Source organism: Acetobacterium tundrae (assembly GCF_008086615.1).
In the GTDB taxonomy this organism is placed as follows: Bacteria; Bacillota; Clostridia; order Eubacteriales; family Eubacteriaceae; genus Acetobacterium; species Acetobacterium tundrae.
The window spans coordinates 15,637-34,864 of sequence record NZ_RXYB01000025.1 but is presented as its reverse complement, the minus strand read 5'-3'; the positions used below and the strand labels follow the sequence as shown (position 1 = coordinate 34,864).

Annotated in this window: 18 protein-coding genes; 6 read left to right on the top strand and 12 right to left on the bottom strand. The window is 38.7% G+C overall.

Annotated features, from left to right (window positions below):
- Window positions 1–404: 404 nt before the first annotated feature.
- On the top strand, window positions 405–653 hold the full coding sequence (locus FZC40_RS15020; RefSeq protein WP_148605817.1) for a hypothetical protein: 249 nt from the start codon (window positions 405–407) through the stop codon (window positions 651–653).
- Between the two features lie 9 nt (window positions 654–662).
- Here the strand turns inward: FZC40_RS15020 and FZC40_RS15015 are convergent, their stop codons facing one another.
- Entirely contained in the window at window positions 663–1,199 is a 537-nt protein-coding gene (locus tag FZC40_RS15015) for a shikimate kinase (protein ID WP_148605815.1), read from the bottom strand.
- 1 nt (window position 1,200) lies between these two features.
- Window positions 1,201–2,061, bottom strand: coding sequence for a shikimate dehydrogenase (locus FZC40_RS15010; RefSeq protein ID WP_186843809.1), 861 nt, complete (start codon window positions 2,059–2,061; stop codon window positions 1,201–1,203).
- 265 nt (window positions 2,062–2,326) lie between these two features.
- Here FZC40_RS15010 and uraA point away from each other — a divergent pair, with 265 nt between their 5' ends.
- The 3 genes from uraA to FZC40_RS14995 all read left to right on the top strand — a co-directional run bounded on the left by uraA (window position 2,327) and on the right by FZC40_RS14995 (window position 5,555).
- Window positions 2,327–3,667: a uracil permease gene (gene uraA, locus FZC40_RS15005; RefSeq protein WP_148605811.1), complete on the top strand. Its 1,341-nt coding sequence runs from the start codon at window positions 2,327–2,329 to the stop codon at window positions 3,665–3,667.
- A gap of 212 nt (window positions 3,668–3,879) precedes the next feature.
- Entirely contained in the window at window positions 3,880–4,629 is a 750-nt protein-coding gene (locus FZC40_RS15000) for an NYN domain-containing protein (RefSeq protein WP_148566502.1), read from the top strand.
- A gap of 2 nt (window positions 4,630–4,631) precedes the next feature.
- Window positions 4,632–5,555, top strand: coding sequence for a magnesium transporter CorA family protein (locus FZC40_RS14995; RefSeq protein ID WP_148605809.1), 924 nt, complete (start codon window positions 4,632–4,634; stop codon window positions 5,553–5,555).
- Here FZC40_RS14995 and FZC40_RS14990 read toward each other — a convergent pair.
- Window positions 5,552–7,117, bottom strand: coding sequence for a PucR family transcriptional regulator (locus FZC40_RS14990; protein ID WP_186843810.1), 1,566 nt, complete (start codon window positions 7,115–7,117; stop codon window positions 5,552–5,554). The genes FZC40_RS14995 and FZC40_RS14990 overlap by 4 nt on opposite strands.
- Before the next feature lie 198 nt (window positions 7,118–7,315).
- On the opposite strand from FZC40_RS14990, the gene FZC40_RS14985 reads away from it, so the two are divergent.
- On the top strand, window positions 7,316–9,232 hold the full coding sequence (locus tag FZC40_RS14985; RefSeq protein ID WP_148605805.1) for an oxidoreductase: 1,917 nt from the start codon (window positions 7,316–7,318) through the stop codon (window positions 9,230–9,232).
- A 154-nt stretch (window positions 9,233–9,386) separates the two neighbouring features.
- On the opposite strand, the gene amrS is transcribed toward FZC40_RS14985, so the two are convergent.
- The 9 genes from amrS to modA all read right to left on the bottom strand — a co-directional run bounded on the left by amrS (window position 9,387) and on the right by modA (window position 18,417).
- Entirely contained in the window at window positions 9,387–10,217 is an 831-nt protein-coding gene (amrS, locus tag FZC40_RS14980) for an AmmeMemoRadiSam system radical SAM enzyme (protein WP_148605803.1), read from the bottom strand.
- Between the two features lie 142 nt (window positions 10,218–10,359).
- Window positions 10,360–10,875 carry a transcription repressor NadR gene (locus FZC40_RS14975; protein ID WP_243135841.1) on the bottom strand — a complete coding sequence of 172 codons (516 nt, stop codon included), beginning with the start codon at window positions 10,873–10,875 and terminating at the stop codon, window positions 10,360–10,362.
- Between the two features lie 56 nt (window positions 10,876–10,931).
- Entirely contained in the window at window positions 10,932–11,756 is an 825-nt protein-coding gene (nadC, locus tag FZC40_RS14970) for a carboxylating nicotinate-nucleotide diphosphorylase (RefSeq protein ID WP_148605822.1), read from the bottom strand.
- Window position 11,757: 1 nt separating this feature from the next.
- A complete protein-coding gene (locus FZC40_RS14965; RefSeq protein ID WP_420534743.1) occupies window positions 11,758–13,074 on the bottom strand; it encodes an L-aspartate oxidase in 1,317 nt (438 codons plus the stop codon).
- Window positions 13,074–13,982, bottom strand: a complete 909-nt coding sequence (gene nadA, locus FZC40_RS14960) for a quinolinate synthase NadA (RefSeq protein ID WP_148605801.1) — start codon at window positions 13,980–13,982, stop codon at window positions 13,074–13,076. Before nadA ends, FZC40_RS14965 begins: the two co-directional genes overlap by 1 nt.
- Before the next feature lie 144 nt (window positions 13,983–14,126).
- Window positions 14,127–15,623, bottom strand: a complete 1,497-nt coding sequence (locus FZC40_RS14955) for a CYTH and CHAD domain-containing protein (protein ID WP_186843811.1) — start codon at window positions 15,621–15,623, stop codon at window positions 14,127–14,129.
- 218 nt (window positions 15,624–15,841) lie between these two features.
- A complete protein-coding gene (locus FZC40_RS14950) occupies window positions 15,842–16,909 on the bottom strand; it encodes a sulfate/molybdate ABC transporter ATP-binding protein (protein ID WP_148605796.1) in 1,068 nt (355 codons plus the stop codon).
- 4 nt (window positions 16,910–16,913) lie between these two features.
- The gene (modB, locus tag FZC40_RS14945; protein ID WP_148605794.1) at window positions 16,914–17,597 is read right to left on the bottom strand and encodes a molybdate ABC transporter permease subunit; all 684 of its coding nucleotides are present in this window, start codon (window positions 17,595–17,597) and stop codon (window positions 16,914–16,916) included.
- Window positions 17,598–17,619: 22 nt separating this feature from the next.
- Entirely contained in the window at window positions 17,620–18,417 is a 798-nt protein-coding gene (modA, locus tag FZC40_RS14940) for a molybdate ABC transporter substrate-binding protein (protein ID WP_148605792.1), read from the bottom strand.
- A 191-nt stretch (window positions 18,418–18,608) separates the two neighbouring features.
- On the opposite strand from modA, the gene FZC40_RS14935 reads away from it, so the two are divergent.
- Entirely contained in the window at window positions 18,609–19,130 is a 522-nt protein-coding gene (locus tag FZC40_RS14935) for a helix-turn-helix domain-containing protein (protein WP_148566513.1), read from the top strand.
- The last annotated feature ends 98 nt before the right edge of the window (window positions 19,131–19,228 follow it).

Genomic DNA, 19,228 nt, shown 5'->3' with positions numbered 1-19,228 from the left:
GGCGAAAAAAAAGCTTGAATAAATTTTGAAGCTGCTTACTCTTGATACGATAGACATAACTAAGTGATTCACACGAAATCATAGATTTCGGTTCTCTACTTATGCCAATTCCATCACTTCGGCGAAATAAAAACTTGATTAAATTTTGAAGCTGCTTACTCCTGATGCGATAGAGATAATTAAATATCTCACACGGCACTGTTGTAGATAATAACATACCACAAATAAAATATCAATCTTTTTTTGAAATTTCTAATTATTTTTCTTAATTGAAAAGACGACAAAATTTTATCTTGTTTTTCGTAAAATATGAGGTACTATTATTACATATCGGATTTTTAAAAGATATCAAATCCGCTGATCCATTCTGTAAAAGTATTTTTTTAGAAAGCACGGTGAAACTAATGAGTATGTTCGAAAATAATAAAACAATTGCCTACAAAGAATTCCGAGAATCTGTTAATGAATCTGTTCTTGAACTGATCAAGAGAACACAAGATAAAAAATGCAATGGCTGCATTGATTTTATATACGATGAAGAAACTGCCATGGGTTATTGTGAAGCATTGGAAAACACCTGGCCTGTTAAAAATGCAAAAGTTGTTCAAAGACTGACTGACTGTTATATTTGTGATCTTAAAGCAATGAAATAGAAAAACAGCTCATTGATGGGTTTTTTTTTGCATTGCTCGATATGACTTTACAACTCTTTCACAACATTCCAAAGCTGTATAATCATCAGTTGAAATAATCAGATCACAATCGTCGTAGTATTTTTGACGCTCTGCCATCATCTGTCTGATTCGTCTTAACGGATCTTCACTTTTTAATAAGGGTCTTGTCTCATTTTCCTGAACGCGTATAAATATTGTTTCTGGCTGCGCTGTCAAACTAACGACATAAGCATTCTCTTTTAAAAGTTTTCGATTTCTCTCAAATAAAACAATTCCGCCACCGGTAGAAAGAACTACTCGCTTCCCGGTTACCGCTTCTTTTAATACCTCATATTCAGCTTCGCGAAATGCACTTTCACCAAGATCGGAAAAGATGTCTGCGATTTTCATTCCCATGGCAGTTTCCACCAGATCATCGGTGTCAACAAATGTGAAGTTTAGTTTTTTTGCAAGCAGTGGACCGATCGTTGATTTTCCTGTTCCCATAAAACCAATGAGTGCAATACATGTTTTCTCTTCTTCCATATCACCCAATCCCTTCTTCTAAGAGTTTCTTTCCCAGTTCTGGATCGGGAAAAATGCCAGTCCACAATTCAAACGCCAATAATCCCTGATATAGAAGCATTTCCAACCCATTCTCGGTCTGTGCTCCGACGGCTTTCGCATCCTTAAGCAACTGGGTCATCGGCGGGCTGTAGATCATATCATAAACCAGAAGTTCTTTTTTCAATAAGCGCTTCGATATCGGTGTTTTTTCAGGAGCATCCGCCATACCGAGACTGGTTCCATTTACAATCACGGTGACTTCGGCTATTGCTTTTTTCAACTCTGCTTCTTCCATCGAAATTGCCTGCGCTTTTCCTGGCCAGTTTTCATTTATTTGCGTTACTAATTCAAGCGCTTTTTCAAACGTTCGATTGGCAATGATTACTTTTTTTATTCCCCCATCCGCCAGTGCCATGGCGACGGATTTAACTGCTCCGCCACAACCTAAAATCAACACTGTTAATTCTTCCTTTGATTGTTGCCCCAGTTTTTTTTCAATGGATTTTATGAATCCAAAACCATCGGTATTATAGCCAATCATTTTTCCATCACGACAGACCACGGTATTGACTGCCCCAATTTTTTCGGCCAGAGGATCCAATCCGTCTAAATATTTTATGATTTCTATTTTATGTGGTTTGGTTATATTAAATCCACCAAAATTCATTAGTCGAAATCCTTGAACAAGTTTTTCTAAATCCCGAGATTTTACCGCAATCGGAAAATAAACGGCATCCATATCATTGGCCGCAAAAATTCCGTTATGTAATTGTGGCGATAAGCTTTGCGCAATGGGATCTCCGATGACAGCATATAATTTTGTATTGACCGATATATTCATCTTCATCTCCTTGATTTCTGATATTCTTTCTGCATTGTAACACAGGTTTCTTTTATCGTAAATATCTACCCGCAACTAAATGCTTAATCACCAAACGATTCTATTGATCGATTATTATTCCGCTTTCAAATGATCGCTAAGTAAACAAACTTTATCTGTATTCTTATAAAATTTTATTATTATACACTCTTTTCAATAAATATTCTTTTCGCCGTTTCATAACTGTGTTATAATCGCAAAGGAAATTAAAGAATGGAGGAAGATTTTGAACAATCAAAGAATTATACAAGTAGAGGAAAAGGTTCCGCTGAAGATGCTTGTGCCATTGAGCATCCAACATATGTTTGCAATGTTTGGCGCCTCAGTATTAGTCCCTTTTCTTTTTGGCATCAATCCTGCTATTGTTCTTTTTATGAATGGTGTGGGAACCCTGTTATTTATTGTTATTACTAAGGGCAAGTCGCCGGCCTACCTTGGTTCAAGTTTTGCCTTTTTAGCCCCTGCCGGCATCGTTATCGCCACTTGGGGGTATTCATACGCTTTAGGCGGCTTTGTTGCAGTTGGCATCTGTGGATGTATCCTCGCTGGAATCATTTATAAATTCGGCACTGATTGGATCGACATCGTTCTTCCTCCTGCCGCCATGGGACCTGTGGTCGCGTTAATTGGGCTTGAACTTGCCGGCACCGCTGCAAAAACTGCCGGGGTTATCGGCTCTACAAGCTACGTGTTAGACAAAGCCAGCGGTCTTTACAATCAGGTCATCACAACCATCAGCCCTAATAATGCCATTGTTTTTCTGGTAACTCTCGGGTTTGCTGTTTTTGGTTCTGTTTTATTTAAAAAATTCTTATCCGTTATCCCGATTCTCATCGCCATTATTGCGGGTTACATCGCGGCACTTATTACCGGCGTGGTTGGTTCTACAACTTTTCAGGCCGTCGCAGATGCACCATGGTTTGCTTTACCAAATTTTCAATTTCCGCAATTTAAATTGGAAGCAATTTTAATGATCCTGCCGGTTCTTCTGGTTATTTCTTCAGAACATATCGGTCATCAAATAGTTACCGGAAAAGTTGTTGGCAGAGATCTAATAAAAGATCCCGGCCTGCATCGTTCTCTGCTTGCCGATTATATTTCAACCACCCTTTCCGGATTAGTCGGTTCTGTTCCAACAACAACTTACGGTGAAAATATTGGGGTTATGGCGGTTACTAAAGTCTACAGCGTTCAGGTTATTGCCGGCGCCGCCATTTTATCGATTATTTGCGGTTTTGTTGGAAAACTTTCGATGCTGATCAGTACCATTCCCGGACCAGTGATTGGCGGAATATCCTTTCTGCTTTACGGGATGATTGGTGCCTCCGGTATTCGTATTTTAGTTGAAGCCCAGGTGGATTATGGCAAATCACGAAATCTGACGTTAACCTCCGTTATTTTCGTTGTTGGTTTATCGGGTGTGGCCGTCAATTTTGGCAGCATCCAATTAACCGGTATGGTGCTATCCGCTGTGGTCGGCATGCTTTTAAGCCTGACCTTCTACATTTTAGATAAACTTAAACTGACCAATGACCGTGAAGAAGAGCATCTTTATGACCAGCCTTAATTCAATCTTGACAAACCTTTCCGGTTTGTCTTTTTTTCTTTTAATCACAGTATTTCTAATCAGGTTGGTATTGTAAAAAAGTAAAATTTCACTTATACTGATAGTATTAGGAAATTACGAATTTATTTATGATGGTCACTCATTGTTTCATCTAACTTTTAGTTAAACTTGATGACAAACTAATAAATCATCGTTATTAAAAGGGGAAACATATGACAAATGATATGAAAATTGCAGTCTTAATTGATGCGGATAATGTCTCTGATAAATACATCAAATATATTTTTGATGAGATCTCAAATCTGGGTGTGCCCACATATAAGCGAATATATGGTGACTGGACCAAACCTCAGCTGGCATCCTGGAAAACGGTACTGCTTAATTATTCCATTACACCGATTCAGCAATACAGTTATACCACCGGGAAAAACGCGACCGACGCGGCATTAATTATTGATGCTATGGATATTCTTTATTCCCATAATGTTGATGGCTTTTGTATTGTTTCCAGTGACAGTGACTTTACGCGATTAGCCACACGCCTGCGAGAAGCTGGTATGTACGTGGTGGGTATGGGCGAGAAAAAAACGCCGACGCCTTTTATCACAGCTTGTGAAAAATTCAAATATCTTGAAGTCCTGGCCAGTGATACTGCCGACGCTGTGGATATAACTGGACAAAATGGAAAACACGGAACATCTAAGGAAAACATGGCCAGTAAAAAAGAGCTGATTCAATCGCTGAAAACAATTATCAATGAAAGTTCAGATGAAGATGGTTGGGCTAATTTAGGCGAAGTCGGATCAAGACTTAACAACCGTTATCCGGATTTTGACACCCGAAACTATGGTCATACCAAATTAAGACCACTGCTTCTTTCTTTAAATCAATTTGAAATCGAAGCCCGCAGAAACAGCAAGTCTCAAAATGCACACTATGTTGTTAAAAACAAGGTGAAATAAGAATGCTGGTATATCTTCTCGATCACAACACCTTTACAATTGATGCTTTTGAGCATATTAATAGCGGTCAAAGTCAAATGCATCTGTGTATTCTTGATTTTGAAACGCTTCCTGCGGTCTATGAGCAACTCGGGATCAGCGATAAAATTTTTGAAGAATGTCTGCTTGAAGGCACCTCTAAATTTGAAGGTTATGATGGTTTTGATTTTATCACCATCATGGTGCCTGATCCGATCTGCCAGGATAAAAAGCCCAAGCGAATCTGTATATATTTTAGAGATAACTTACTATTGTTTGTTACTGACCACCAAGATTTTATCAATGAGAGTGTCATCTGTACTCAATCGGAAGAACTTAAAATTCCTGCTTTGGGGAAATTTTTCCATTTATTCTTTGACAAGCTCACTTGCGACGACAGACTGATTCTTGAAGGAATCGAAGAAGAAATTTCGAATCTTGAGGAAGAATTAATCGTCTCGACTAAAAACGATTTTGTCGATGCTCTGGTTATTTTTCGCAGAAAGCTGCTCGGTCTCAAACAGTATTATGAACAGCTTTTGGAAATTTCTGAAGCTATTGAAGAAAACGAAAATGGGCTGCTCAATGATGACAAGCTGCGCTATTTTAAAATTCTGACCAAACGCATCAACCGGCTCTATATGAGCGTGCTTAACCTGAGAGACTATGTCACCCAGGTCAGAGAAGCCTATCAGTCCCAGATGGATATTAATCTCAACAATGTGATGAAAATTTTCACCGTTGTTACTTCAATATTTTTACCGCTAACACTGATTGTGGGCTGGTATGGAATGAATATCATGATGCCTGAATTTCATTGGACCTATGGTTATCCTTTTGTCATCGTATTATCCATTACCGTTGCTGCCGGAACCCTCATTTATTTCAAAAAAAACAAGTGGTTTTAAAAACCGCTTGTTTTTTTTTCGCCAACATATGTTAATATTTTAAAAGTCATCAACAGTGAGAACTTTACTTCAACATCGTCCAACGATATGCCTAACACCTCCTCGATTTTTTTTATTCGATATTTCATCGAATTACGATGGATTTGAAAAATTTCTGATGCTTTCGTCATGCTGCAATCGCTCAATAGATAAATATACAAATTATGACAATAATCTGTTTTATATTGACAATCATATTCTATCAAATCAAGCAAAAAAGGATTACAGAAACTTTTTAAGTCAAATTGAGAACTTGCCATTTCCATTAGGTGATAAATAGAGTAATCATCATAATAGAAAATATGCGCTTCCGGCTTTAACTGAACACCCAACTCGGTGACTTTGAGAGATTGCAGATAAAACTTTTTCAGGTGCACAATATCATGAAAGTATTGACTAACGCCTGCATTCATTTGATTGTTTTTTAAAAATTCTGATAATTTCTTCCTTGTCTCTCCCAACAGGAACTCCTTTTTGTCACTAACAAAAATAATTGTTATCTTATCTTTGTACAGAATAGATTTTTCGGTGTTTAATAAGCGATCGATAAACCCTTTTATATAACTTAACGGCATTCCTTTTCTATTCTTATCACAAGGACTGATGGTCAATAGCAACAAATGTCTTTTCACATTCAATTTTAAACTTTTCGCCCGTTTCTCAATCGATTCATACTGGGTTATTTTTTCTTCAAGCAAATCAATTATAAAATGTTCGAACTCACTGTTAAACTGATTGTAATGGATTCTGTCCTTTTGCAGTTCACTGGCGACAATCCTGCATAAAAACTGCAGAACCTCTAAATCCGTATCTTCAAATGATCTTTCTGATTCAACCACCGCAATATGCCCAATATTTTTATCATTGATCGTAATTTTATGAGCCATCCATCTGGTTGGCGAATAATCAAAATTCTCAATGCAGGGAGCCTCACTTTTATAGAGTCTTTCAAACACACCACTGTCATTAAGTTTTTTTAATCTTTCATAGGATTCAAAGTCTTCTTCCTGTTTAGTCGGCCAGGATGGGTCCCCCACATTCACATTTTCATTAAAAGCAAGGATGTTATACGTAAGATCGCTAATAAACATCGGATTTTCCAGCACCTCATAAGCTGTATCAATAATATGTTGGAGCCCTTTGCAGTCTAAGAGTGCTGCCACCAGCTTCGTTTTTTTATTGTAAAAATCACGTTTCATCAAAAACGCTTGATGAACTAATTCATAAATAGTTTCAATTTTTTCTGCCCTGTTCAGCAAAATATAATTCACTTTTGTCTTCATCATTTTTTTTATTGACACATCATCTGGATCTACGATCAGAACATTTCCCGGCACATTCAGATTTCGAATTTTCTGAAAATGCCGGGCCTCGCATAAATACAAAAGATTTGGATTCATTGCTTTTATACATCCGTCAACTAATACCACATCACTTATCCATTCATATTTTTTTTCCGAAAGGGTGGTTTCTGGTCTATAATCGTCCAACAATTTTGCAATTTCATTTAATTTTATATCCATCATGATCGTCCTTAATTCTTATTTGAAAAAACGTGTTCGATTTCTACTATTATATAAAGGGCATTAATCAAAAGCAAATTAAATCGTTGTCATTTTGCAACAAAAATCGTTGCTATTTTTTGATGTTCTGACATTGTATTAATTTTTTAATACTGATAATATTTTGTTAAATAAACTATTATCAGAAAGAGGTTTAGTATGGATCCAAAATACAAAAGTATTTTTACACCTATAAAAATTGGGAATATGATTGTGAAAAATCGCATTGAAACATCCCCAGCTGCTCCCCGCCTGGCTTCAGCAGAAGGCCTGGTGACACCCGAACTTATTGAGTGGACAAGAGCACTTGCCAAAGGTGGCGCCGGTATTGTAACCACTGGTATTTCGATGGTTACTCCGCCTTTTGAACATATGAGCGGTTATTGTCTCAATATTGGCGATAACAACGTCGTCCCTGGTTTAGCGGTTCTTGCTGATACGATCCATCGATACGGCGCTAAAGCTTCCATCGAATTAGCCGGGTTCGCCATGGGCCATGATATGCCTGAGGCGGGCAAGTCACCCATCGATATGATGAGTCAGGAAGATATTGACGGCTGGATCAAAATGTTTGCAGATGCTGCCGAAAGAGCCTTGAAAGCAGGCATGGATATGATTTTGATTCATGGCGGACACGGCATTCTGGTCAGTAATTTTTTATCCCCGGTATTTAATCACCGAACCGACAAATATGGCGGCAGCTTGGAAAATAGAGCCCGTTTCGCCTGTGAATTATTAGCGGGAATCCGAGCCCGAGTTGGCAATAAATTAGCAATCGAATTTCGTTTAAGCGGCGCTGAACTAATCCCCGGCGGCGTTGAATTAGATGAAACCATCGAATATATTAAAATGATTCAGGATAAAATAGATCTCGTCCATGTATCCGCCGGTGTCTTGCTGGATGATGAGATGGTGCCCATTACAACACAGCCTACCTATCTAAAACGAGGATATAATGTCCATTACGCCGCTAGCATTAAAAAAGCGGCCGGGATAAAAATTCCGGTCACCACCGTTGGTTCTATTGATTTAAACTTAGCCGCTGAAATTATTGAAAACAATGAAGCCGATATGTGTGCGATGATTCGCACCGTTTTAGCCGATCCTCAAAGTGTCAATAAAGCGCGGACTGGAAAAGAAGAAGAAATCCGCCCATGTATCCGGTGTGTTCTTTGCTTAAACCGGACCCATGGAATGGAACCGCTGAGAATAGCCTGTACGGTAAACCCTAAAGTCGGCCGAGAGTTTGAACTAAAAGATTTTCCGACAACAGCCGAGCAAAAGAAAAAAGTCGTTATCATCGGTGGCGGCCCTGGTGGAATGGAAGCTGCCAGAACAGCCGGAGACCGCGGTCACGATGTCGTGCTCTTTGAAAAAAGCAGTCAACTGGGCGGAACTTTAAGACTTGCAGTAACCCCCGATTTCAAAGCCGATCTGAAAAATTATTTAGAATGGGCCGTAAGAATGACCAGCCGTCATCCCCATGTTCAGCTAAAACTGGCTACCGAAGCCACCCCTGAAAAAATATTGGCTGAATCCCCAGATGCCTTGATTATTGCCGTGGGTGCCGAAAGCAATATTCCCGCGATTCCCGGTTTGAACGGGAAAAATGCAGTATGGGTGGGTGATGTGGAAGCTGGAACCGTAGAAGTGGGAAATGAGGTTGTTATTGCCGGCGGCGGTTTGACCGGTTGCGAAACGGCTTTGAATTTGGCGCGCAAAGGGAAAAAAGTGACCATCATCGAAATGGTCAGTGAAAAAAGAATGCTGGAACCGTCGCCCATTCCCATGACAGCCCTTTTGCAATTGCTCAAAAAAGAACATGTAACGATCCTGTCCAATCACAAATTGCTGAAAGTCAATGAACATTCCGTTGTCGTTGAAGGACCTGATGGGGAAAAAGAAGTTAGTTTTGATTCCTTAATCATTTCTTTGGGTGTAAAACCAAACGTTCTGGAGGTTGCTAAATTTGCTGATCTCGTAGACAATGTTTTCTGCATCGGCGACTGTACAACCAACCGGGGCACGCTTTACAATGCAACAACTGCCGGTTATAATGCCGGAATGGATGTCTAATCCATCATCATTTTTCGATTTCATGAATTAGCTAAACCAAAGAGACACACGCCAAGCGTGTGTCTCTTTGGTTTAGCATGCCGTTAGTAAGCGGTAGCATCCAATTCAAGAAAACAGCCAGTACCGAAATAACGGTTTGTCATTTTTCGTGGTTTTAACAATTTCCCACGTAAACATACTCCAGAGATTCCCGGGCTTTTTCCGCAAGTCGATAAACTTCAGCAACCTCAGTCGCATCCCGATCAAGCATTTTATAATTCGGAAAAAACCGTGTTAGATGGAAGGGAATATCTTTGCCCACCGAGGCCAGCCATTTTGATAAAGCGCGAATTTCCGCAACGCTGTCATTCTCTCCGGGAACGATCAGGGTGGTTACTTCGACATGACTATATTCAGTGGCTATTTGAATGGTCCGTTTCACGGTCTCCAGATCGCCCTTTAATTTGTCATAGAACTGCTGGGTGAATCCCTTTAAATCGATGTTCAGAGCATCAATATCCGGCAATAATTCCCGCATTGGTTCCTCACAAAAGCACCCATTAGTTACCACCACATTCTTGAGCCCATTTTTTTTTGCCTCTTTTGCACAATCCCTGACAAATTCATAGCCCACCAAGGGTTCATTATAGGTATATGCAACGCCGATATTGCCCTGATCTCTAAGTGACAACGCCTCATCTATCAAGCTTTCCGGGCTCATCTTCCGAGCGTAAGCCTCTTCAAATCCAGCCTGTGAAATTTCATAGTTTTGACAAAAGGGACAACGCAGATTGCATCCAAAGCTGCCAACCGACAAAATTTTGCTGCCGGGGAAAAAACGACGCAGTGGTTTTTTTTCGATCGGATCCAACGCCATTGAGGTAATCAACCCATAATTCAAAGCAGTAATCGTGCCTGATTGATTAACTCGGGCCCGACAAAAGCCAATACCATCTTCATTCAATTTGCAGTGATGTGGACATAACAGGCATTCTACCTTATCCATATTCTTTACCACCCTTCAATGATTTTTTCTATTTTTTTAATGACTTCCAGTAATACTTACAGCACTTAAAAAAAGGAAGCCGACCCAGATGTCTGCTTCCTTTTCAATGTCTTTATTACTATACCCGATTTTTATCTGCGACTCACTCGGTCTCCACTAAAAAGCTCTTTTCTTTTAGTTTCACTCCAATAAATTCAAGTATTTCATCTGATGCGGCTTCTACCGTGTGATAATGGTAGCGATCGGTCAGCTTCATCAAGGGATTTGTTTTTCTTTCATCCAAACCAGCCACAAAAGCATCGACATCCTCACGTGACGCCAAAGAGAGATCCGCCTGGATTTTTCCATAAACTTTATGCATCACAAAAACGTCCTTCACCAACCCGCCAGCTTCAACAATGGTGTACAACTCATCAGCAATTTCTTCATTGGTGTGACAGACCTTAAATACTTTTTGTTTGGCAGGGGGCTCCACTAAAATATAGCCTTTATTTGTTGAAATAATATTATAGTTTGATGCCTTCAGAAGTGCAATATCCTGAACAATGCTCTGTCGACTGACATGATATATTTCCGACAAAGCGGTTCCGGAAACAGGAGCTTCAGATGCTCTCAGTTTTATTATAATATCCTGCTGTCTTTTTTCTTTTTTCATCATTCACACTCCCTTCTTTTACCTAGTATTTTATCACATATCGAACCGATGACAACCTTTTATAATATTTGAAGATTTTTCATCGATAAGTCAAGAATTGGTGCGGAATGCGTCAACGCCCCACAAGATACAAAATCGACGCCGATTTCTGCTATTTCTTGCAATCGTTCTGCGGTCATATTCCCTGAGCATTCTGTTATCGCTCTGCCATCGATGATCGCAACCGCCTTTTTCATTGTGACCGTATCCATATTATCAAGCATAATAATATCCGCTTTTGCCTCAAGTGCTTCTGCCAGCATTTCTAAATTTTCTACTTCTACTTCAATCTTGCGGACAAATGGCGCATATTCTTTTGCCGCCGCAATGGCTTCTTTTATCCCTCCGGCGGCGTTGATATGGTTATCTTTAATCAGGATTCCGTCGGAAAGATTATAACGATGATTATCGCCGCCACCGACTTTTACAGCATACTTTTCAAATATTCTCATATTTGGAGTTGTTTTCCGGGTATCCAGCAGTTTGGTCTTTTTTCCAGCCAGGTGTTTTGCCGCCTTTTGTGTATATGTTGCAATACCGCTCATTCGCTGCAGATAATTAAGGGCTGTTCGTTCTCCTGAAAGAAGGGTTCTTGTATCTGCTGATATAACCCCGACCTGATCATTTGCTTTTACCATTTCGCCATCTTCGAAATTTCGTTTCATTTCGGCGGTGTCATCCAAAAGTTCAAATACCCGCTGAAAAACATCGAGTCCGGCAATCATGCCATTTTCTTTGCAGATGAGTTCCACTTGTCCTCGGGATCCTTCGGGGATGATGGCATTTGTCGTGATATCCTCGCAGGTGATATCCTCTCTTAGTGCCAGTAATATCAGGTTGTCCATATTAAGCTTTTGTGTGATTGAATAATTCAATAACTTTACTCCTTTCGATTTCAGCTAAGATGCTTTTTTTATAATCTATTTTTAATTGTTCCAGATCTTTAAACTCGTTGGTATTGACATAAGGCTTGTTTTGTTTGCCGCTTTCGTAATTTTTGCTAATATGCGTCGCTGCACGTTTAGCAAACACGAGACTTTCCAAAAGTGAATTGCTGGCCAGTCGATTGGCGCCATGAACCCGATTGCAGCTGATTTCCCCAATCGCATATAAATGTTTCATGGATGTTTTACTGTCCAAATCGACCTTAATTCCACCCATAAAGTAATGCTGCGCTGGCGTCACGGGTATGCATTCTTTGGTGACATCATATCCTTCTTCCAGACAATGTTGGTATATATTAGGAAATCTGGTTTTAATGTTCTCGCTTCCCATCGCTTTCATCGAAAGCCAAACAAAATTACTCTCATCCTTTTCCATTTGCTCCCGAATCGCCATAGTAAGCAAATCCCTGGGCAGCAGTTCATCCACAAAGCGCTCCATTTTTCGGTTATATAAAACGGCCCCTTCCCCGCGAACGGATTCCGATATTAAAAAACGTCGGCCTGGCTTTTGAGAGTACAGGGTGGTGGGGTGAATCTGAATATAGGAGATATTTTCCAGCTCGATCTTTCGCTTTAAAGCAATTGCCAAGGCATCCCCGGTTAAATGTCTAAAATTGGTGGAACTGTCAAACAATCCGCCTAATCCTCCGGAAGCTAAAATGACATAATCCGATTCAAATAGGTTAATATATCCCTTTCTATCGCATGCCACAACACCGGAGCACATATTATCTTCACAGATTAAATCCACCATGGTCATTTCTTCAAGGATGGTGATGTTTTTTCTTTTTTTAATCTGAGCCAGCAGTTTGCCGGTAATTTCTTTACCTGTCATATCTTCATGATAAAGAATCCTGGCCTTTGAATGGGCGCCTTCTTTCGTGAAGGCAAATTCACCATTTTTCTTTTCAAATTCAACTCCCAGCGATATCAAATCTTCAATAATTTCTGGCGAAGTCCGTATCATTACATCCACGGAAGCTTTATCATTTTCGTAATGGCCTGCCTTTAATGTATCTTCAAAAAAACTGCTGTAATCAGCTTCTCCTTTTAACACACAAATACCGCCTTGGGCCAGATAAGAATCACTGGCATCCACTGTTGTTTTTGTGATCATTAAAATCTGTTTGTTCGCCGGCATATTAAGTGCATAGAAGAGACCCGATGCTCCCGTTCCAACAACAATGATATCGATTCTTTTATTCATTTCGCTCATCATCATTTTGACAGCTCCAGCATTTTTTCCAGTGATTTTACCGCCTTAATTCTTGTTTCTTCATCTATTTCCACTTGGTTAATCATCCTGTCCAAAGCAAAAGCCACCTTTTTCAGGGTGATTTTTTTCATATTGGGACAGACCTGGGCAGAATTAACGGTGTAAAATTTTTTAGTTGGGTTCTTTTTCTTTAATTGATACAAAATGCCAATCTCAGTGCCAATAATAAATTCCTCCGCATCGCTGTCTGTGGCATAATCGATAATACCGGAAGTGCTCCCCACATAATCGGCGGAAGCAATGACAACCATGGTACATTCGGGATGCACCAATACTTTTGCCTTAGGATGCGCGGCCTTAGCCTCTTCAATCTCATCAATCATTATTTCGTCATGGACATGACAAAATCCGTCATTGAAGATAAAATTCTTTTCCGGGATCATGCTTGCCACATATCTTCCCAAGTTTTCATCCGGAACAAAGTAAATATTTTTTTGCGGCAATGCCTTTATGATCTTTAACGCGTTCGATGAAGTAACACAGACATCCACATATTTTTTTATTTCAGCGGTTGAATTGATATAGCAGACAACTGCTAGATCATCCTGTTTTTCTCTGACATCCTTAATTTTTTCAATGGATGCCATATGAGCCATGGGACAATCTGCTCCTGCTTCGGGCATGATAACTGTTTTACCCGGATTCAGGATTTTTGCACTTTCTCCCATAAAAGTTACGCCACAAAAAACAATGACTTTCTGAGGCACTTCAACGGCAACTTTACTAAGGTAATAGGAATCGCCCACATAATCAGCAATTGCCTGAATGTCGTCATTAACATAATAATGCGCTAAAATGACGGCATCTTTTTCATTCTTCAGTCTTTCAATTTTTGATAGAACACTTTCCAATTTTTTCTGCCTCCTGCTTCTAATCAAGGAATTCTTTCTTAGCAGTATAGCACTTAACTTTACACTTGACAAGCTAGCTGTAAAGTTATTTATTTAACAATTAACATCACCCTTTTCCAAACTTTACCCAACCGCCAGATGACACTACCGATATTTTTCCATTTTTATATTTCCCTGCAGGGTCAGCCAGCCGATCATGATGCCGGCTTCATAGTGCAACTGTTTTTCAGCACTTTCTGCCAATAATTGTTCCAATACTTCTTTGTTCATATATACATCGTGAAAATATCCCAAATCATCTTGAATATTTTCAAATTCAGCAATTAATTCTTTGCTTTTCTTGTCTAAAATTGGTGACAGCAGTTCCATTATGTATCGCAGTTTTTTGCTTCTGATCCGAACTTTATGAATGTTCTCTTGGTTTTTCACATCCATTTTTTTCATGCCTTTGTTAACCTTTTTGAGCCACCGCTTCAGTTCCTCGTCGATGTATTTTTCAATCGATAAATCTAACCAGGCAGAATCCGACCAAGGTTCATCCAAAAGCCAGATCCAAAAATCCAAAACCGTCAAGGTTAAATAATTATGCTGCAAATAAGCGGATAATGTTATTAATGCCTCTTTACGTTTACCAATGAGTCTGTTTTTTAAAAAAGCCAGCTCATCAACGGGAATAATGCTGGTATTTTCCATTTTCTCTATTTCTTCCAAGATAACATCCAATTGTCTTAATTCAGAAAATTCCAGCCCGGTTTTTCTTAACTTTTCTTGTTGTCCACCATATTTTTCATCTTCAAAAAGCGGCTTAAAGAATGCCAGGATAGCTCGTGATTTCCTTATCTTAACTCTGATTTGATGGGTGCTTTCCGGATCTTCTAAATGCGTTGAAAAATAGGTATAAGCATTTGAAATCTCATTAATACAGAATTCCAGAATTTTCTGTACCACATCTGAAGTACAATCTTTTTGTTTTATTTTCAATTGTGCTTTTGGATGCCCCTCTTCCAAATCAATTCCCAACAGCTCCAATCCCCGCTCATATTTGCTTTTTCGATCAATCTTTAAGCTATACTTTTTAATGATTACTGAAGCCAATTTCAATAAATCGATGATGTTTCCATTTTTTAGTTTAAATTGCAATTGAAAAATCGGTTTTTTTAAATCATCGATCCATATTTCTCCCTGATCACCATCAATTTCAATCCAGGTTTCATTATCCTTTAGTAAATTTATTTTTTTTCGGGTAAATGAGCTTTGAAAGATAATCGCTAATTCATTGCCGCCGGCAACTTTTTCCAGTACTTTTTTAATGGAATCCGCTTTTGAAAAAGCATTATTGGGAGCCGATTTTTCAATTCTGAGACGCCACTCTTTTTTTTCCTGAATGAAATTGATTTGCTTCTTTAAATTGCGCTGATTTAGGATCGTAAGGCTGCCGGTCTCTTCTTTACGAATAGAATATTCAAACCCGGCTAAAAATAAATCTTTGTTGGCATTGTCGTAATAGGTATCTTTGATTATTTTTTGATTAACCGCTGTTGATTCGAAACTTTCGATATGAAGAAATTCCGCCATTATTTGTTCAAATACCGCGGTATCTTCAATTTTCATACTTAACACTTTTTCGATATTATCTTCCATTTTCTCTCTCTCCCACCTTTGCATTTTTATCATTATCGCTCAAAATAAATTTCTAAAATTGTGTTATTTTTATTACATACCCGCGAATGAATTTTTCATCGATATTTTTTGTGTTTATTTTATATTTTTATACTTCTTGATCTATCATCCAAAAATGGACTGTTGCCAAGCTCAAATTGAATAATGAGTTGGTAACAGTCCATTTATTTCGGTTTTATTTATTTTTTCATAAAAAATAAATAATTGGGATTCAGATAAACGCAAATCGGTTCTGAAGGATCTTTAATTTCATTTCGCTCTTCCCTGCTCATTTCACATTGAAAATGAAAGTCATCCAGTTTCTGCGGTCTTGAACCAAATTTTAAATATAATGATGTCCGAAATGGTCCATCAGTTTCATCTGCTATCCATACTTTAAAACAATTTTCTTTGGTGCAGTCAGCAACGACTTTAATGTGATTGGCTCTTATTCCAAGATAGCCTTCTTCAGTCTCAATTTTCATGTTTGATCTGAGTTTGACACCCCATTTAGGAACTTCAGCCCTGTTTTCTGATAACCTGATTGATTTTGCGATATTCTTGCACCCCGTGATCTTTGCTGTTTCCAGGGAAAACGGTCTTTGAAATAACTCGTTTTTCTCCCCGAATGCTTCAACTTTTCCAGCGTTAAAAACCGCGATGTTCTCGCACAGCTGATAGGCTTCATCCCTGTTATGGGTAACAAAAAGGGTCATTCCCTGGAAATCTTTTAAAGATTCCGCCATTTCTCGCATCATATGATTTTTAAGGTGTACGTCCAAGGCTGAGAATGGCTCATCTAACAATAAAATATCAGGTTTAACCGCTACTGCCCGGGCAAGCGCGACACGTTGCTGCTGGCCACCTGAAATATGGGTGGGATAGCGTTTTTCGAGGCCATCCAAATTATATTTTTCCATTAGTTCAGCCACTTTATTTTTTTTATCCTCTTTTGATAAATCATCCAATCCAAAGGCAATATTTTCGCTTACGGTCATATTTGGAAAAAGAGCATAATTCTGGAATAAAAAGCCGGTTTTCCGATCCCTAATGGGCAGATTTATTTTTTTTTCTGCATCAAAATATATTTTCCCGTTAACAATAATTTGACCTTCATCTGGTTTTACCAACCCAGCGATACAACGTAGTAGCATGCTTTTTCCAGAGCCGGAAGCACCTAATATACCAATAACAGCTCTCTTTGATTCAAGTTTTACATCAAGTTCAAATTCATAAAGTTTCTTTTTTATATCAACGAAGAAATCCATTTAATCACCCTCCGACACCATACCGCCCTTTCTTTTTATAACTAGTCCAATAGTTGTTAATCACCAGAACGGTTAATGAAATTGCAAAAATAATGGCTACCCAAATCATGGCAACATCCATTTGGCCACCCTGAGTAGCAAAATAAATTGCAATTGGAATTGTTTCTGTTTTCCCGGGGATACTTCCCGCAACCATTAGGGTCGCCCCAAACTCTCCTAAACATCGTGCAAATGATAATGCCGTCGCTGCGGCGATTCCTGGCCTGGCCAACGGAACCACAACCTGCCAAAAAACTTTCCATTCTGAAGCACCCAATGTTCTGGCCGCACTTATAATATTCGTATCAATCTGTTCAAAAGCTCCCATCGTTGTTTTATACATCAGGGGAAAAGCCACGACAATCGCGGCAATAACTGCTGCATACCATGAAAAAATAATGTTGACTCCAAAGAGACTTAAAAATTGACCAATGGGTCCTCTTTTTCCAATCAATAAGAGGATTCCAAACCCTGCTACCGTTGGCGGCAGAACAAGGGGTAGGGTAAGGACACTATCAATGACGCCCTTCCATTTTCCGTTATAATTTGACATCGGCCAGGCAATCGCCAGGCCCAGAAAAAAAATGATAATTGTCGCTATTACAGTGACTTTTATTGAAATCCATGCTGGTGAAAAATCAAAATTGATACTAATCCCTCCCTTCTGTTATTTATAGAGTCGTAAATCCATATTTCACAAATACTTGTTTTGCTGCATCACTGCTTAAATAATCGACAAAAGATTTTGCTGCATCGGCATTTTTACTTGCCTTTATAACCGCTGCGGGGTAAACAATGGCTTTATGAGAAGCTGCTGCTGCTGTTGCAATTACTTTTACTCCAGTCGATGCTTTTGCATCTGTTGAATAGACCACGCCGGCATCCACATTTCCTGTTTGAACCCAATTCAAAACTTCTTTAACATCTTTACCATAAACAATTTTATCCGAGATTTGATCCATTACATTATAATACGTAAAAGCATCAACGGCATATTGTCCGGCTGGCACGGTTGTTGGTTCGCCAAGACCGATTGATGCGATAGAAGGATCAGTAACTTGAGCAAAATCAGTAATCGTTGTTGTTGAATCTTTCGGTACAACCAGAACTAATTCATTGCCGAGTAAATTTTTCATCGTGGTTTCATCTAATAAACCGGCATCTTTAACCGTGGTCATATCTTTTATTGCAGCTGACATGAATACATCAACATCAGCACCCTGAACGATTTGGGTGGCAAGTGTACCTGATCCGCCAAAATTAACAGCTAATGTTACATTTGGTTGTTCTTTCTGGTACAATGTCTGAATTTCTCCCATTGCATCAGTTAAACTTGCTGCAGCTGAGATCGTCAACGTAACAGGGGCTGCACTGGTTGTTGTCTGCTTCGTTGCCGTTTGACAACCGGTCATAGCAAAAACAATCGACAACAACGCTACAAGTAAAAATCCTTTTTTTAACATTTTCATTTCTTTTCTCCTTTTGTTGTGTTTTATTGTGTTATAATATGTTTGATTATATATCAATATCATGGTTAAATCAAATAAATTATGATTCCACCATGATGATAATCTTATATTTAAATTTTAAATATTTAAATTCTTTTATATTTATCAAATATTGGTTATAATGAAACAAGAAACTAAAAGAAGGTGATAGAATGATTGAAGAACTTTTATACACTCCAGAGGAAATTAGCAAGAAGCTCAGAATAACCAAAAACACTGTTTATGAAATGATTAAACGGGGGGATCTTGATGCTCACCATCTTGGCAAGCATCTCCGGATTTCTGAAGCTCAATTTGAAGCCTATTTATCAAAATCAAAAGGTTCTGAAAACAATTATCAGGGAACTGTTTTTTCTGACAATAACGATGCCTACGTAAAAATTGATGATGTAACTATCCATGTTCATACTGATTTAATGGGCGATGTTAAGCTATACATTCGTCCGGAAGATATTATTTTAAGTCTGGAATCATTCACAAGCAGTGCCAGAAATATCTATAAAGGAACGGTTGTTGATTTAATAAAAGATGAGAATAGTGTGAAAGTTGTTCTAGATATCGGCATTCCTCTGACGGCCCTGATTACTAAAACATCCTTGGAAAAAATGGATATTCATAAAGGCACTGAAGTCTATGCTGTTTTTAAAACAATGTCCGTCAATGTTTATAAATAGTTAAAAGAAACGTGTTTTCGCATTTTTTATTTGTTCTCAGACATTGATAATTTAATATCCTTAATTTAATTTCGGGCATAATAAAAGCCACAGATTTA